Origin of the sequence: Paraburkholderia sp. 22098 (assembly GCF_052045935.1) — a bacterium.
Classification (GTDB): domain Bacteria; phylum Pseudomonadota; class Gammaproteobacteria; order Burkholderiales; family Burkholderiaceae; genus Paraburkholderia; species Paraburkholderia caledonica.
The window spans coordinates 1-13990 of the sequence record NZ_JBQEPV010000006.1; the positions used below are offsets into that span (position 1 = coordinate 1).

The following is a 13990-nucleotide window of genomic DNA, read 5'->3' on the forward strand; positions in this document are numbered from 1 at the left end:
AGAATCTGCGCAGCGTAGCCCGCGCACGCGAGCAGCCAGACGATGGTCAGCGCCTGCAGGAACAGGCGCATGCCCACGGGCTTCACATAGTCCATCCAGATGTCGCGGATGCCGACCCATGCGTGATAGAACAGCGAGAGCAGCGTGACGAAGGTGGCCAGCTTCATCCACTGGGTGGCGAAGATCGAGGCCCAGCCTTCGTAGGAGAAGTCGCGCGCGCCGAAGAACCACGCGAGCAGGATCACCGTGTAGACGGCCATCACGACCGCGGTGATGCGTTGTGCGAGCCAGTCGCGCAGACCGTAGTGCGCGCCGACGACCAGACGCTTCGGACCGATTCGGTTAGGGGCTGCCATTTTTTTAGAATGCTCCGAAGAGTTTCGCCGCGAAGGCGAGCGTGAGAAGCGAGGACACGACGAACACGACGATGGAGGTCTGCCTGCCGCCTTCCTTGTTGACCGCGCGGTGCGTGTCCATCACGAGGTGACGGATGCCGGCGCAAAAGTGGAACAGGAACGCCCAGGCCAGCACCAGCGTGATGAGCTTGACGATGATGTTGGAGAGAAAGCCCTTGAAGACCTCGAAGCTCAGTTCGGAGGTCAGGCTCTGGTCGAAGAGGTACAGCAGGAACGGAAGGAAAACAAACAGCAGACCACCGCTCAAGCGATGAAGAATCGACACGCGCCCTGCAAGCGGCAGGCGATACGCCGTCAATATCTGCCCGATACCGATGTTCCGGAATTCCGGCCTCGGTTTTTTTACGGCTTCAGCCATGCTAGACCCCTACTTGTAGTCACACTAATCCGCAATTTTAGCGCCTTTTCATATCGCGCTGCAGCGAAAACCCCGACAGGTCCGTTGCAGCACGCGCAATAAAGGCACCGTCAAAAGGCGCGCGCACGAGATGCCACGCCTTCATTCAGCCCGATTCAGCTCAGATCGTTCTGATAGTAATACCCGGTTGTGACATACCAACCTCGCCGGACTTCCACCGGCCTGTCACCGTAGGTATAGGAGACGCGCTCCACCGACAGCAGCGGGAAACCCGCCGGCACGTGCAGCAGATCGGCCACCGACGGCTCCGCCGCGACCGCGCGGATTTTCTCCGTAGCGCGGATCATGCGCGTGCCGAATTCCGTCTCGAACATCGCGTACAGGGGACCCTTGTACTCCGAGAGCCGCTCGAGCGTCAGTCCGCGAAATACGGCACCAGGCAGCCAGATTTCGTCGAGTACCGTAACTTCGCCGTCGAACTGCAGCAGACGCTTGATCAGAACTACGGGATCGGCCGGCTTCAGATCGAGTTGCCGCGCGATTTCCGCGGACGCCCGCAGACGCCGGCATTCGAGCAGCCGGCTCACGTGCGGATGCTCGGCGCCGTCATCAGCCAGTAACCGGAGAAAGCGAAACTGCGCACGATCCTCGTTGTGCGTCGCAACAAACGTGCCTTTGCCCTGACGGCGCACGAGGAGATTCTCGGCGGCAAGTTCGTCGATCGCTTTGCGCACCGTGCCCTGGCTGACCTTGTATCTGGCCGCTAATTCGACTTCACTAGGAATGATCTCGCCGGGCTTCCATTCGCCGCTTTCGAGGCTCTGCGTTATCAGCCCCTTGATCTGCTGATACAGAGGGCTAAAAGTGGGCGACGCAGCGGGGACGTTCGCGGATACACCTTCGCCAGCGGCCGTTTGACCGTTCGGATTCGTGGTGTTGGCCGGGTTGGAATTCATGCGCGCATTTCATCATAAAGGGCTGGGCCGCGTCCAGCGTTTCCCCGGCAATAGATGTGTCTTATATAAGACATAAGATAAGGTTGACTTTGCGTCTGCCGACTCCTACACTCCTTGTAGAGCAAGGGTTTGCGGGTTTTTTTGGCAGTTGCGATCTGCATTCGTTTCGCAGCGCCGCGACGCACCGGCAGCCACTCTGCACCATGCTGTTCCCACGCAGTCCAGGTTTCGATTCGCCGCCATTCGTTGGCCAGACGCTCGCCGAAACGCGCTGTTTGCAGGAGCCGCACGGGTGCAGCGGCTACGCGGCGCCTCGCTGGTCCGCCCCCGCCCTCTCAGAGAAATACCGGGCCGCCCGCAAGTTTTCGCGTGCGGGCCGGACCAGCCGCGAAACGGCGGCTTGAGAGCGCTCGGCAGTACAGGTTTCCGGCATCGCGGTCTTGGCGCAGCGCCGCGGTCGGTCCGCAATTCATGGGCTGACAGCGGGCGTCCGCAAACACTGAATTCCGCCGTGTTTCACAACGCTTCGAGGAACGCGCATATAGAATGGCGTTTTCCCTAGCGTCTAACGCATCGTCCTGGAGATTTCTCAATGGCTAAGCCCGCAAAGCGCGTTGCCGTCACCGGCGCCGCAGGTCAAATTGCTTACTCCCTGCTGTTCCGCATCGCCAATGGTGATCTGCTCGGTAAGGACCAGCCGGTTGTGCTGCAACTGCTCGACCTGCCGCAAGCGCAAGGCGCCGTCAAAGGCGTCGTGATGGAACTGGATGATTGCGCATTCCCGCTGCTGTCGGGCGTCGTGATCACGGACGACCCCAAGGTCGCATTCAAGGACGCTGACGTCGCCCTGCTGGTCGGCGCACGTCCGCGTTCGAAGGGCATGGAGCGTAAGGACCTGCTGTCGGCCAACGCTGAAATCTTCACAGTTCAGGGTAAGGCGCTGAACGAAGTCGCGAGCCGCGACGTGAAGGTGCTGGTGGTCGGCAACCCGGCCAACACCAACGCCTACATCGCGATGAAGTCGGCACCCGATTTGCCGAAGAAGAACTTCACCGCCATGCTGCGTTTGGACCACAACCGCGCGCTGTCGCAGCTGGCCGCGAAGTCGGGCAAGCCGGTCGCTTCGATCGAAAAGCTGGCTGTGTGGGGCAATCACTCGCCGACCATGTACCCTGACTTCCGCTTCGCAACCGCAGAAGGCCAGAGCCTGACCAAGCTGATCAACGACGACGAATGGAATCGCAACACGTTCATCCCGACCGTCGGCAAGCGCGGCGCGGCGATTATCGAGGCACGCGGTTCGTCGTCGGCAGCGTCGGCGGCTAATGCTGCAATCGACCACGTTCGCGACTGGGTGCTCGGCACGAACGGCAAGTGGGTCACCATGGGTGTCCCGTCGGACGGTTCGTACGGCATTCCTGAAGACATCATCTACGGTGTGCCGGTGGTCTGCGAAAACGGCGAATACAAGCGCGTGGAAGGTCTGGAAATCGACGCGTTCTCGCGCGAGAAGATGGACGCCACGTTGCAGGAATTGCTGGAAGAGCGCGAAGGCGTTCAGCATCTGCTCGGCTAAGCACCTGATGCAGAACAACCGGAACTCCGTAGCTTCATCGCAGCGGGTTCCGGTTTTTTTCGTGCAAACCGAGCGAAGCGAGCCAATCTGGCGCTTCGCGCGGTTCGCACCTGATTCGAACGCGTTTTGCCTGCCTGTACGCTCGGATAGAACGCGCCCGAATCGGTTTTCCCTCAACAAAAGCCCACGCTCCTGACGCCGAAGATGCGCGCCCTCACACCCGCCGAAGTGCTGTTTGACGGCGAAGTGCCGCCCGCTGTGTTGCCTGCCTGCGACCACTACGCCGGCAGCGAAAAGCTGATGCTGAAATCGCTCGCGTTGCAGCAGCAACTGGGCCCGGTGTTCGACATCACGCTCGACTGCGAAGACGGCGCGCAGGTCGGTCGCGAAGCGGAGCACGCGGAACTGGTCGCGTCGCTGCTCGGCAGCGAGCATGACCGCTTCGGCCGCGTCGGAGTACGGATTCACGGCTTCGACCACCCGCACTGGCGCGACGACGTCCGCCTGATTCTGCGTGCGGCAAAGCGTGCGCCCGCCTACATCACCCTGCCCAAGATCCGCAACGTACCCGACGCCGCCGAAATGGTCGCGTTTATCGAGGCCACGCGGCGCGAGCTTGGCGTCGCCAGAGCAGTGCCAGTGCAATTGCTGGTTGAAACACACGGTGCGCTGACGCGTGTGTTCGATCTTGCCGCGTTGCCCGGTGTCGAAGCGTTGAGCTTCGGTCTGATGGACTTTGTTTCCGCGCACGACGGCGCGATCCCCGATACCGCAATGCGCTCGCCTGGGCAGTTCGATCATCCGCTGGTGCGCCGGGCCAAGCTCGAAATTTCCGCCGCGTGCCATGCGTACGGTAAGGTGCCGTCGCACAACGTCAGCACTGAAGTGCGCGATATGAGCGTGGTTGCAAACGACGCGGCACGCGCACGCAACGAGTTCGGCTACACGCGCATGTGGAGCATTCACCCTGCGCAGGTCGAGGTAATCGTGGCCGCGTTCGCGCCACGCGACGAAGAAATCGCCATCGCCACCGAAATTCTGCTGGCCGCGCAGTCCGCCCAATGGGGACCCACGCGCTATCGCGACACGTTGCATGACCGCGCGAGCTACCGCTATTACTGGTCGGTGCTGCGTCGGGCGCAATCTACTGGCCGGGCCGTTCCGCAAGATGCAGCGCCGCTTTTCGGGGAAGCAGTGCAATGAGCAAACAAACAGGAGAGTGCGGGAGATGAGCGAGACAACGCAATCCGCCGGCGCACAAGGCGGCTTTAAACCGAAGAAATCCGTCGCGCTGTCCGGCGTCACCGCGGGCAACACGGCACTCTGCACGGTCGGCAAGACCGGCAACGATCTGCACTACCGCGGCTACGACATTCTCGACATCGCGGGCAATTGCGAGTTCGAGGAGATCGCGTATCTGCTCGTGCACGAAAAACTGCCGACACAGGCCGAACTCACCGCCTACAAGACGAAGCTCAAGGCGTTGCGCGGCCTGCCCGCCAATGTGAAGGCCGCGCTCGAATGGATTCCCGCTGCCGCGCATCCAATGGACGTGATGCGCACCGGCGTCTCGGTGCTCGGCACCGTGCTGCCGGAGAAGGACGATCACAACCTGCCCGGCGCGCGCGATATCGCCGACAAACTGATGGCGTCGCTCGGCTCGATGCTGCTCTACTGGTACCACTATTCGCACAACGGCAAACGCATTGAAGTGGAAACCGACGACGATTCGATCGGCGGCCATTTCCTGCATCTGCTGCACGGTGTCGAGCCGTCGAAGTCGTGTGTCGATGCAATGCACGTGTCGCTGAACCTGTATGCCGAGCATGAGTTCAACGCGTCGACGTTCACGGGCCGCGTGATCGCGGGCACCGGTTCTGACATCTATTCGGCGATCACGGGCGCAATTGGCGCGCTGCGAGGACCGAAGCACGGCGGCGCGAACGAAGTCGCGTTCGAGATCCAGTCGCGCTACCAGACACCGGACGAAGCGGAAAGCGATATCCGCCGGCGCGTTGAGAACAAGGAAGTGGTGATCGGCTTCGGTCACCCGGTCTACACGATCTCGGACCCGCGCAACAAGGTCATCAAGGAAGTAGCGAAAAAGCTTTCGAAGGAAGCGGGCAACAACAAGCTTTTCGACATCGCGGAAAGACTCGAATCGGTGATGTGGGAAGCGAAGAAGATGTTCCCCAACCTGGACTGGTTCAGCGCCGTGTCGTATCACATGATGGGCGTGCCCACGGCAATGTTCACGCCGCTTTTCGTCATTGCACGCACGGCCGGCTGGAGCGCACACATCATCGAGCAGCGGCTCGACAACAAGATCATTCGCCCGAGCGCGAATTACACCGGACCTGAGAATTTGAAGTACGTGCCGCTAAATAGGAGAAAATAGCGGTCGCTGTGCGCTTTCAAGGCGCGTGCAGTTCAACCCCGCGGCCGCCAGGACCGGTAGCCCGCGCAATGTTTAACTGAAATTAGATAGAAAGGTTTTCTCCCATGAACAAGCTGTTGATCGCCGCCGTCGTCGGCGCCCTGTCCACCACAATGTTGACCGTCGCGACCGACGCCGCCGCAGAAACGGCGACTGCCGCAAAGCCGGCTGCCAAGAAGGCTGTTGCAAAGCGCCCGCAACCGCGCCGCCTCATCAAGCGTAAGGAAAACCCCGCCAAGGAAGCCAAGGTCGATCCGGTACCGGAAGGCGCGGAAAAGTGGTCGTGCAAGGAAGGTCTGGCCTTCGAACTGAAGGGCGACATGAAGCGTGACCAGATCGTCACGGTTCACTGGGCGAACAAAAACTACAACCTGCCGCGCGAAGCGACCACCACGGGCGCAGACCGTTTCCACGACGCCGCAACCGGCATGGATCTGGTCGTGATCCCGACCAAGGCCATGCTGTTCCAGGACAAGGACAGCTCGCGTCTGGCCGACGAATGCCAAACGGCGGCGATGGCGCAGGGCGCACCGGCCCCGACGCAGTCGAACGCAATCAACAAGCTCGGCAACTAATCACGTCGTCAGGAAAGCTCCCCGATGTCCGCTCCGATTTCCAACGTGCGACCCGATCCGGACAGAGTCCTGGTCGATATCGTCGATTACGTTCTGGATTATCAGATCGACGGCACGCTCGCGCTGGAAACCGCGCGTCATTGTCTGATCGATACGCTCGGCTGCGGACTCGAGGCGCTTACCTACCCTGCCTGCACCAAGCTGTTGGGACCCATCGTGCCGGGCACGATCGTCCCCAACGGTGCAAAGGTGCCGGGCACGTCGTTTCAGTTCGATCCCGTTCAGGCCGCCTTCAACATTGGGGCCATGATCCGCTGGCTCGACTTCAACGACACCTGGCTCGCCGCCGAATGGGGGCATCCGTCGGACAATCTGGGCGGAATTCTCGCGACAGCCGACTGGCTCTCGCGCACTGCCATCGCAGCCGGCAAAGCGCCGCTTGCGATGAAAGACGTGTTGATCGCAATGATCAAGGCGCACGAAATTCAAGGCTGCATCGCGCTCGAAAACTCCTTCAACAAGGTCGGGCTCGATCATGTATTGCTGGTAAAGCTCGCGTCGACGGCGGTAGTCGGTCAAATGATCGGCCTCACGCGCGACGAGCTGATCAATGCGGTCTCGCAGGCGCTCGTCGACGGGCAAGCGCTGCGCACGTACCGCCACGCGCCGAACACCGGCTCGCGTAAATCGTGGGCCGCGGGCGACGCGACCTCGCGCGCAGTCCGTCTCGCGCTTATTTCGAAGACGGGCGAGATGGGCTATCCGTCGGTGCTGACCGCGAAAACGTGGGGCTTTTACGACGTGCTCTTCAAGGGCAACGAGTTCAAATTCCAGCGCCCGTACGGTTCCTATGTGATGGAAAACGTGCTGTTCAAGATATCGTTTCCGGCCGAGTTTCACGCGCAAACCGCTGTGGAAGCGGCGATGTCGTTACATGCGCAGCTTCAGCTGCAAGGCAGGCGCGTGGAAGACATCCGCAAAATCACTATCCGCACGCACGAAGCCGCGCTACGCATCATCGATAAAAAAGGTCCGCTCGACAATCCGGCCGACCGCGATCATTGCATTCAGTACATGATTGCTGTGCCGCTGATCTTCGGCCGACTGACGGCTGCAGATTACGAAGACGCGGTCGCGCAAGACCCGCGTATCGATGTGCTGCGCGCAAAAATGGCATGTGTGGAAGACCCGCAGTTCACAAAGGATTACCACGATCCCGAAAAGCGTTCGATCGCCAATGCACTGACGATTGAATTCAACGACGGATCAAAGTTCGACGAAGTCGTAGTCGAATACCCGATCGGTCACAAGCGTCGTCGCGAAGACGGAATTCCGTTGCTGGTGGAGAAGTTCAAGACCAACCTCGCGCGCCGTTTCCCGGTCAAGCAACAACTGGCGATTCTCGACGTGTCGCTGGATCAGGCACGGCTCGAAGCCATGCCGGTCAATGAGTACGTCGATTTGTACGTCATCTAGTCAAGTTAAGTACTGTAGTTCCGCGATCAAACCAAGGAAAACACCATGGCCCACAACCTCCACAAAACGCTCAAGGAATTCGACAGCGGTTCCGGCAAAGGCAAGTTCTATTCCCTGCCGCAACTCGGCAAGGCACTGAACATCAAGATCGACCGCCTGCCGGTTTCGATCCGAATCGTGCTGGAATCGGTGCTGCGTAACTACGACGGCAAGAAAATCGCCGAAGAACACATCACGCAACTGGCGAACTGGAAGCCGACCGCTCCGCGCGTCGACGAAATTCCGTTCGTCGTGTCGCGTGTCGTGCTGCAGGACTTCACCGGCGTGCCGCTGCTCGCCGACATCGCGGCAATGCGCGGCGTGGCGCAACGCGTGGGCAAGAATCCGAAGTCGATCGAACCGCTGGTCCCGGTTGATCTGGTGGTTGACCACTCGGTGCAGATCGATCACTTCCGCGAAAAGAATGCACTCGACCTGAACATGAAACTGGAATTCCAGCGCAACAACGAGCGCTACCAGTTCATGAAGTGGGGCATGCAGGCATTCGACACGTTCAAGGTAGTGCCGCCGGGCGTCGGCATCGTTCACCAGGTGAACCTCGAATACCTCGCACGCGGCGTGCACAAGAAGGCCGAAGGCGCGGACACCGTGTACTACCCGGATTCGCTGGTCGGCACCGACAGCCACACCACGATGATCAACGGTATCGGCGTAGTGGGCTGGGGCGTGGGCGGTATCGAAGCTGAAGCCGGCATGCTCGGCCAGCCGGTGTACTTCCTGACACCGGACGTGGTCGGCGTGAACCTGAAGGGCAAGCTGCGCGAAGGCGTGACGGCGACCGACCTGGTGCTGACCATCACCGAACTGCTGCGCAAGGAAAAGGTTGTCGGCAAGTTCGTCGAGTTTTTCGGCGAAGGCACGCGCTCGCTGTCGCTGCCGGACCGCGCGACGATCGGCAACATGGCGCCGGAATACGGCGCGACCATGGGCTTCTTCCCGGTCGACGAAAAAACCATCGACTACTTCAAGGGCACGGGCCGCACGGACGCTGAAATCTCGGCGTTCCAGAACTACTTCAAGGCTCAGAACCTGTTCGGTATTCCGAAGGAAGGCGACATCGACTTCACGAAGGTCGTGACGCTGGATCTCGGCACCGTCGCGCCGTCGCTGGCTGGCCCGAAGCGCCCGCAAGACCGCATCGAAATCGGCAATGTGAAGTCGACCTTCAGCGACCTGTTTTCGAAGCCGGTGGCAGAAAACGGCTTTGCCAAGAAGGAAGCCGATCTGGACGCGCAGTACACCACGAGCAACGGCGTCAACGTGAAGAATGGCGACGTGCTGATCGCCGCCATCACGTCGTGCACGAACACGTCGAACCCGAGCGTGCTGCTGGCCGCCGGCCTGCTCGCGAAGAAAGCTGTCGAAGCCGGCCTCACGGTCGCTCCGCACATCAAGACGTCGCTGGCTCCGGGATCGCGTATCGTCACCGAGTACCTGACGAAAACCGGCCTGCTGCCGTACCTGGACAAACTGGGCTTCACGCTGGCTGCGTACGGTTGCACGACCTGTATCGGCAACGCGGGCGACCTGACGCCGGAACTGAACGAAGCCATCACGAAGAACGACATCGTCGCGGCAGCGGTTCTGTCGGGCAACCGTAACTTCGAAGCGCGTATTCACCCGAACATCCGCGCGAACTTCCTGGCCTCGCCGCCGCTGGTCGTGGCTTACGCTATCGCCGGCAATATCACGCGCGACCTGATGACCGAACCGGTCGGCAAGGGCAAAGGCGGCAAGGACGTGTACCTCGGCGACATCTGGCCGACCAGCGACGAAGTCAACGACCTGCTCAAGTTTGCGCTGGACGCGGACGCGTTCCGCAAGAACTACGCGTCGCTGACCAAGAAGGGCGACCTGTGGAGCAAGATCGAAGGCGAAGAAGGTCAGGTCTACGACTGGCCGAAGTCGACGTACATCGCCGAGCCGCCGTTCTTCGGCAACGATTTCTCGATGACGCCGGCCGACAGCATTGCGGCAGTCAAAAACGCGCGCGCGTTGGGCATTTTCGGTGACTCGGTCACGACCGACCACATCAGCCCGGCTGGCTCGATCAAGGAAGACTCGCCGGCAGGCAAGTGGCTGAAGGAAAACGGCGTGCAGAAGGCCGATTTCAACAGCTACGGCTCGCGCCGCGGCAACCACGACGTGATGATGCGCGGCACGTTCGCGAACGTCCGGATCAAGAACCTGATGATCCCGGCGAAGGCAGACGGCTCGCGCGTGGAAGGCGGTCTGACGATTCATCAGCCGAGCGGCGAACAGCTGTCGATCTACGACGCAGCGATGAAGTACATCGACGCCGGCACGCCGACCATCGTGTTTGCAGGTGAAGAGTACGGCACCGGTTCGTCGCGTGACTGGGCTGCAAAGGGCACGCAATTGCTGGGCGTGAAGGCCGTGGTCGCACGCAGCTTCGAGCGGATCCACCGTTCGAACCTGGTCGGCATGGGCGTTCTGCCGCTGCAGTTCAAGGGCTCGGATAGCGTGCAGTCGCTCGGCATCACCGGCGAAGAAACGTACGACATCGAAGGCCTCGGCGCAGACTTCAAGCCGCAGCAGGAAGTGACGCTCGTGATCCGCGGCAAGGACGGCAGCGAGAAACGCGTTCCGGTGCTGCTGCGTATCGACACGCCGATCGAAGTGGACTACTACAAGCACGGCGGTATTCTGCCGTTCGTACTGCGTTCGCTGCTGGCCGCTTAAGCATCGCGGCAACGCAAACAGCTTGGCTGTTTTGCAGGGGCTGCGTCCTGTGGAGGGCGCAGCCGACTTTCAAAGCCCGACCTTGGTCGGGCTTTTTTTTCGTCGATTATTACTGTGAGTGGCCCGCCTGGAACGCCGCCGGGTTGTCGGTGATCCGGCGCTGCGTCATGTGCGCGTTCCAGTCGATGTCGCCCGGCGCAGGCCCACTTGCACGCACACTGACATTTGCGCGCCGCTGCTGCACAGCCCAATCGCGCAACGCGGCGCGCTCGGCGGAGTCGTTCGCAGACGATTGCGATGTAGCCGTTCCCGGCTGGCTCGACAAAGAGAGGCGCACCGGAGATTCGATAGGACGACTCAACCGTGCAGTCGCTTGACGGAGCTTCGCGACGCGGTCAGCCGCGACGGTATGGCGGGACTTGTTCGCTGACCGTTGCGACTCCGCGCGCTGGGACAAGCTTGGCGTCTCGACAGGATGCACGGCATCCGGCGACGCAGCCTTTACTGACGACAACGCGTGCGTAATCGTTGAATGCGTTTCTACTGCTTCTGACGCGGTTTGGGCCAACTCGGGCCGAACATTCGCTAACGGATTCACTATGACGGGGCCGGCTTGTATCGCCGCGGTAGACGGTCTCGCCGCCGGTTCAAAGCTGCCGGCGACTTCGTGTGTGGAACATGTCGCGAGTAGCCAGGCGAGCGCTATGCTGCAACTCACGAAGATGGCCGCGCTCAGAATATGGTCCGACCGTGACGACCTCGGCCGTGTGTGATCTGCCTGGAGGTAACGTTTCGCTTCAGCCAATTGTTCATCGAACCGATGCGGATCGTCTCGCCGCTGCGGCAGCTTGTAGAGGAACAGAATTCTTGGGTTCTGCGGAATTCGACCGCGACGGTTCGCAGATGCTGCATATCGCGGCACGCCCGGGATCGCCGCTTGAGGGGCGCATTGCTGTCTGTGCGACGTCGACCGCCGCCACGAGCCGAAAGGCGGTGGCAGACCCGACAGCGGGCGTGTACTGGGAAGCGCCAGAGCGCCCTGTATCAAGGCCAGTGGCCTATTCATGATGATGTGTTCCGGTGTGGATAAGACGCCGCTTCCAGTTGCGCGATCAAAGTCCTTCCACGCGCTACGAGTGCGTCAATGGAGCCGGCATTGCGCTGAGACAGCGAGGTACTCGCGTGCCGCAGTGCGTGCATTAAATGCTGTGCGCCCACGAGACCCACTGCGCCACTCACTCTGTGCAGCAAGGCCGGCAATTGCGCCGATTCGAGTTCGCAACGTAGGTCGCTGAGGCGGCCGAGATCGTCACGCATCGCTCGACACCAGCCGTTCAGAAACGCGTCGAGAGCGATGCCTTCGTCCGCGAGCGCGTCGAGATAGCCGGGATCAAAAGGCTCCGTCGGCTCAGAAAGCTCGACGGGCTCGAAAGCACAGTTGAAATTCGTCTTATCCATACCGCAAGAATCTAGTCGACCAACTTGTGCAACGATGCGAACTCAATCAACGCCGCCAGCGACGACAGCCCAAGTTTCTCCTGAATGCGGCCCTTGTAGGTGCTCACTGTTTTGTCGCTCATGAACAGCGCGTCGCCGATCGCCTTGTTCGACATGCCCTTCGAAAGCATCTGCAAAATGACCAGTTCCTTGTCGGAGAGCAACATGATTCTGCCCTCATCACCGGTCGGCGACACGCCCGGTGTAATGGTCGCGCCGTCGGGCGCGACCGGAAATACGGTGTAGCCGGCAAGCACCGCTTCCACTCCGCGCATGATCTCCTTCATCTCCTGCGATTTACCGACAAAGCCATGAACGCCCGAGCGCATTGCGCGCGGCGCGAAAGTGGCCGGGTCGTGCCCCGACAGCACCATCACGCGGATCGACGGATGTGCAAGTTTGAGCCGCGGAATGACGTCAAGTCCGCTGATACGCGGAATGTCGAGGTCCAGTATGACGAGGTCGGGCTTGTGCTGGCGAGCCATTTCGACGGCGGTCTGTCCGTTGTCCGCCTCGATCACTTGTTCGACGCTCAGCAATTGCATTAGCTGCAACCTGACGATCATCCGAAACGCGGGGTGGTCGTCGATAATCAGAATAGTTGACATGTGTTGCGTTCCTCCTGAAAAACATCCAATGCCGGTTGCGGCCCATCACGGCCCTTGCAGACCATTGCGGCCGTCTGCTGCCGTCGCGCCACATGCGTGATGAACTAAGCCGTCCGGCGGCGATACAAAGGCACGTTAGGGAGCGGCAACGACGAGCTCGATCTCCACGCGGCGATTCGGCGCGAGACACCGCACCAGATCATCACGCCTGGTCTGTCGGCACTCGACCAGTTGATTTGCGCTGGCGAGGCCGCGAGTCGCAATCGGCGAGGTTACGCCGCGAGTGCGCAGATACCGCGCTACCGTTTCTGCACGTTGCAGTGACAAGCTCTGATTACGCGCGGTGTCGCCGAGACGGTCGCTGTAGCCGGTGATTGTCAAACCGCCAGGCGCCGCATCGGTCTTTAAACCGCGAGCCACTGCGTCAAGCGCGCGTCGTCCGGCGGGCAGCATCTCGACGTCGTTGCTGCCGTTGAAACGGAACAAAGCATCGGCGCGTAACGTGACTGTCCTGGGCGATTTTGCACTCGGCGCCGCTGCACTGGTGGCGACGTCCCGCTTGCATTGCAACACCCTTTCAGCTGACTTACGCAAGTTGTCCTGAATATCTGGCAGACGCTTTTCGGCATTGGAGAAGCTTCGCATCCATGCGTCGTGTCCAGCTTGCATGAGCTCTACTTCGGCGCACGCCAGCGGCGGTTGCGCCTCGTGACACGACGCGACGGCGGGATCCGACTTGATGGTATTGACGATCTGCCAAAGATCGGGACGCACAGTGGACACGGTGCGCAGTGCAGGATTAGCAGCGGATACCGGCTTGCCGCTTTCAAGACCTATGGTGATGACCGCCGCCTCGCCGATGGCTTCTTCGACGAAACCCCAAAGGTCGCCAGCCTGCCGCGTTTGTTGAGCAGCGTTGATCCAGCATTGCGCCTTCGCGCGAAAGTAATCGTTCGGTTGCGGCGGCATGCGGTCGAGTCGCGCTTGCAACGAGGCCAGCGCCGAAGCGCCGTTATGGACAATTGCGTAGGTTTGGACCCATTGCGGGTTGGCGGCGCCTGCGGCCTCGTCTTGCGAGGCGCCAACGCCGGATCTGAGCAGAGTGGAATCCTGGATGCCGAGCCGTGCGCGCGCGGCGTGGTCCGCGCAAGCTGTCAGCGTCAGCGCGCACACAAGCACGGTTAGCGGGGTTTTCATTAAATGTCTGCGTCTCGCGCATCTTCTTATCGAGGGATAAAAGTATGACGAGACGGACAAGCCCACGGAATGGGATGAATCTTAGAACAATGTCAAGAGTTGTCGAATGGCGTGCTGCCTCAATGAACCTG

The 13990-nt window shown here is 60.8% G+C and carries 13 protein-coding genes; 6 read left to right on the forward strand and 7 right to left on the reverse strand.

The features are described 5' to 3' along the window. The 3 genes from sdhD to ACTJLB_RS13985 form a co-directional block, all read right to left on the reverse strand. On the reverse strand, nt 1–356 hold a 356-nt coding region (gene sdhD / locus ACTJLB_RS13975), incomplete at its 3' end, for a succinate dehydrogenase, hydrophobic membrane anchor protein (RefSeq protein WP_440783611.1). Nucleotides 357–360: 4 nt separating this feature from the next. Then, nucleotides 361–774 carry a succinate dehydrogenase, cytochrome b556 subunit gene (gene sdhC / locus ACTJLB_RS13980; protein ID WP_440783612.1) on the reverse strand — a complete coding sequence of 138 codons (414 nt, stop codon included), beginning with the start codon at nt 772–774 and terminating at the stop codon, nt 361–363. Between the two features lie 155 nt (nt 775–929). Further along, entirely contained in the window at nt 930–1730 is an 801-nt protein-coding gene (locus tag ACTJLB_RS13985; RefSeq protein WP_204523395.1) for a GntR family transcriptional regulator, read from the reverse strand. A gap of 592 nt (nt 1731–2322) precedes the next feature. On the opposite strand from ACTJLB_RS13985, the gene ACTJLB_RS13990 reads away from it, so the two are divergent. From ACTJLB_RS13990 to acnA, 6 genes are all read left to right on the forward strand, one after another. Continuing rightward, nucleotides 2323–3306, forward strand: a complete 984-nt coding sequence (locus ACTJLB_RS13990) for a malate dehydrogenase (protein ID WP_408488384.1) — start codon at nt 2323–2325, stop codon at nt 3304–3306. A gap of 204 nt (nt 3307–3510) precedes the next feature. Beyond that, on the forward strand, nt 3511–4509 hold the full coding sequence (locus tag ACTJLB_RS13995) for an HpcH/HpaI aldolase/citrate lyase family protein (protein WP_440783613.1): 999 nt from the start codon (nt 3511–3513) through the stop codon (nt 4507–4509). A gap of 25 nt (nt 4510–4534) precedes the next feature. Continuing rightward, on the forward strand, nt 4535–5704 hold the full coding sequence (gene prpC, locus ACTJLB_RS14000) for a bifunctional 2-methylcitrate synthase/citrate synthase (protein WP_440783614.1): 1170 nt from the start codon (nt 4535–4537) through the stop codon (nt 5702–5704). Nucleotides 5705–5808: 104 nt separating this feature from the next. Continuing rightward, complete coding sequence (locus tag ACTJLB_RS14005; RefSeq protein ID WP_020071578.1) at nt 5809–6318, forward strand: hypothetical protein; 510 nt, start codon at nt 5809–5811, stop codon at nt 6316–6318. 24 nt (nt 6319–6342) lie between these two features. Then, entirely contained in the window at nt 6343–7794 is a 1452-nt protein-coding gene (locus ACTJLB_RS14010; RefSeq protein ID WP_440783615.1) for a bifunctional 2-methylcitrate dehydratase/aconitate hydratase, read from the forward strand. A 45-nt stretch (nt 7795–7839) separates the two neighbouring features. Then, nucleotides 7840–10557, forward strand: a complete 2718-nt coding sequence (gene acnA / locus ACTJLB_RS14015) for an aconitate hydratase AcnA (RefSeq protein WP_020071576.1) — start codon at nt 7840–7842, stop codon at nt 10555–10557. Between the two features lie 109 nt (nt 10558–10666). On the opposite strand, the gene ACTJLB_RS14020 is transcribed toward acnA, so the two are convergent. From ACTJLB_RS14020 to ACTJLB_RS14035, 4 genes are all read right to left on the reverse strand, one after another. Beyond that, a complete protein-coding gene (locus ACTJLB_RS14020; protein ID WP_440783616.1) occupies nt 10667–10894 on the reverse strand; it encodes a hypothetical protein in 228 nt (75 codons plus the stop codon). Between the two features lie 725 nt (nt 10895–11619). Further along, complete coding sequence (locus ACTJLB_RS14025) at nt 11620–12015, reverse strand: hypothetical protein (RefSeq protein WP_440783617.1); 396 nt, start codon at nt 12013–12015, stop codon at nt 11620–11622. 11 nt (nt 12016–12026) lie between these two features. After that, nucleotides 12027–12662 carry a response regulator gene (locus ACTJLB_RS14030; protein WP_440783618.1) on the reverse strand — a complete coding sequence of 212 codons (636 nt, stop codon included), beginning with the start codon at nt 12660–12662 and terminating at the stop codon, nt 12027–12029. Nucleotides 12663–12797: 135 nt separating this feature from the next. Next, complete coding sequence (locus ACTJLB_RS14035) at nt 12798–13859, reverse strand: OmpA family protein (protein ID WP_440783619.1); 1062 nt, start codon at nt 13857–13859, stop codon at nt 12798–12800. Between the last annotated feature and the right edge of the window lie 131 nt (nt 13860–13990).